The 2,101-nt window shown below is 71.0% G+C and carries 1 protein-coding gene and 1 pseudogene; both read left to right on the top strand.

Going from position 1 to position 2,101, the window contains the following annotated elements:
- Positions 1 to 152 precede the first annotated feature (152 nt).
- Positions 153 to 1,649 carry an SCO6880 family protein gene (locus NA11_RS43580; protein WP_069167989.1) on the top strand — a complete coding sequence of 499 codons (1,497 nt, stop codon included), beginning with the start codon at positions 153 to 155 and terminating at the stop codon, positions 1,647 to 1,649.
- Positions 1,650 to 1,656: 7 nt separating this feature from the next.
- Positions 1,657 to 2,101, top strand: a pseudogene (locus tag NA11_RS43575) (hypothetical protein); the annotation flags it as partial.

Raw genomic sequence — 2,101 nt, 5'->3', positions numbered from 1 at the left:
GTACCGTCCGGTGCGGCAAGGGCGGCGGGCCGGATCGGTGCGGCGCGCGCCGCGACGAGCGGGCTGAGCCGTGCCGACCAGGTGATGGGTGATGTGGCCGGTGACCGTTGGGCGAATCGCTCGCCCGACCTCGGGAGGAGCACCATTCCGCGATGACGATAACGACGAACGACACCTACGAGCGTCGCTCGTACGGGCTGTGGCAGAAGCCCCGCAGCGCAGGCCTTTTCGGCTTGCGGTGGGAAGAGACCGTGCTCGGCTTCGGGGTGGTGATCACGGCGCTGATCACCGCGATGGTCGGCGGTTTCAAGTGGGGCATGATCGTCGGCGGCGTCGGTGTGCTGATCATGGTTCCCCTGGTGTGGCGGACGGGGGGCCGCTCGGGCTACGAGACGGGATTGATGATGTTCAACTGGATGCGCTCGCGTAAGCGTGGCGAGCACGTGTACCGGGGTGGCCGGTTCTCCCGAATCCCTGGCGGCGTCACCCGATTGCCGGGTCTGCTCGCGCCGTCGAAGCTCTACGAGGGCATCGACGCGGGCGGCTACAGCTTCGGCATGATCCACCTGCCGCAGTTCGCGCAGTACACGGTGGTGCTGCGCGCCTGGCCGCAGGGCCACGAGGCGGTGGACCAGCCGGTGATCGATCGCTGGGTGTCGGCGTGGGGCACGTTCCTCGCCTCGGTCGGCCAGACCAGCGACATCGTCGCCGTCGTTCCGGTCATCGACACCGTGCCGGAGACCGGAAACCGTTTGCTCACCGAGGTTTCCACGATCACCAGGCCGGAGGCGCCGGAGCTCGCGCAGCAGGTGATGTACGAACTCGCCACGGAGCTGCCGCAGGAGCGAGTGCAGCTGCTGCCGCGCGTGGCGATCACCTTCAAGGCGACCACCGCCGAACGCCGCAAGAACCCGGCGGAAGAGGCCGTCGAGATCGGGCGCAGGCTGCCAGGCATCTGCGCGGCACTCGCCGAGGCTGGCGTGCGCGCCCAGCCGATGTCGGCGGACGAGGTGATCTCGTTCATCCGGCGCAGCTACGACCCCGCCTCGCAGGCCGACTTGGAAGTCGCGGCAAGCGAACCCGAGGGCCACGGGCTGGATTGGGCTGACGCAGGCCCGGTTTCGCACGACGAGAAGTGGGATCACCTGGTGCACGACGGTGGCCGCTCGGTGACCTGGGAGATGGACGCCGCGCCCGAGGGTGCGGTCGACGAGCGCGTGCTGCAACGGCTGCTCGCCCCCAATCCCGAAGTGCCACGCAAGCGCATCGCCATCGTGTATCGGCCGCATTCGGCCGCCGATGCCGCCGAGATCGTCGACGACGACTTCAAGAACGCACTGGTAGCTCAGCAAAGCGAACGCGGCGTGGTTTCCGCGGCCGCGACCCTGCGGGTGGGCGCCACCCAGCAGGCCCGTGAGGAGCAAGCCCGGGGTCACGGTGTGACCCGCTTCGGGGCGCTGGTGACCATCACCGAGCCCCTGCGCGGCGACCTGCCGCGTATCGAAGCCATCACGCGCGACCTGTCCACCCAGGCGCGCTTGAAGATTCGGCGGTGTTACCGCTACCAGGCGGCGGCCTTCGCGGCCTCGCTCGGTTGCGGGGTGATCCTGCCGGAGCACGCGACCATTCCGAAGGCACTGGCGGGGTGAGGGATTCATGGCACGTGACTACGAGCCACCCGTACGGGAACGCGGCGAGCCACCGGCTCGGCGCGGCAGGCGGCGCGACGAGGCCGAGTACGACGAGTGGGGCGAACGCCCGTCCGCCGAGCGCGAGCGCCGCGACGGCGCACGGGTGCGCGAACGCTCCGGCATCGAGGAGATGCCGGATCGCCCGCGCCGATTCGGCAGGGGCGCGGCGCGGGTGACCGACGACGACCGGTCGGGGTTCGACGAGATGTCCGAGCGGGAGCGCGCGCGGGCGGCGGCTGAGCGCCGGGCCCGTGCCGAGGGCTCCCGCGGTGCGGGCACGCGTTCCGATCGGTCGCGCGCCGACGACGGTCGCGCGGAAAGCGGTCGCGGCGAGCGCAGTTCGGACCGCTCCCGCGGCGATGCCGCCAGGTCGGCGCGCGCCCGTGAGGGCTCAGCCGACCGCCAGGCCC

Origin of the sequence: Nocardia altamirensis NBRC 108246, assembly GCF_001612685.1 — a bacterium.
In the GTDB taxonomy this organism is placed as follows: Bacteria; Actinomycetota; Actinomycetes; order Mycobacteriales; family Mycobacteriaceae; genus Nocardia; species Nocardia altamirensis.
Note: the sequence above shows the minus strand (reverse complement) of the source record. Positions and strands in the feature narration are given on the sequence as shown.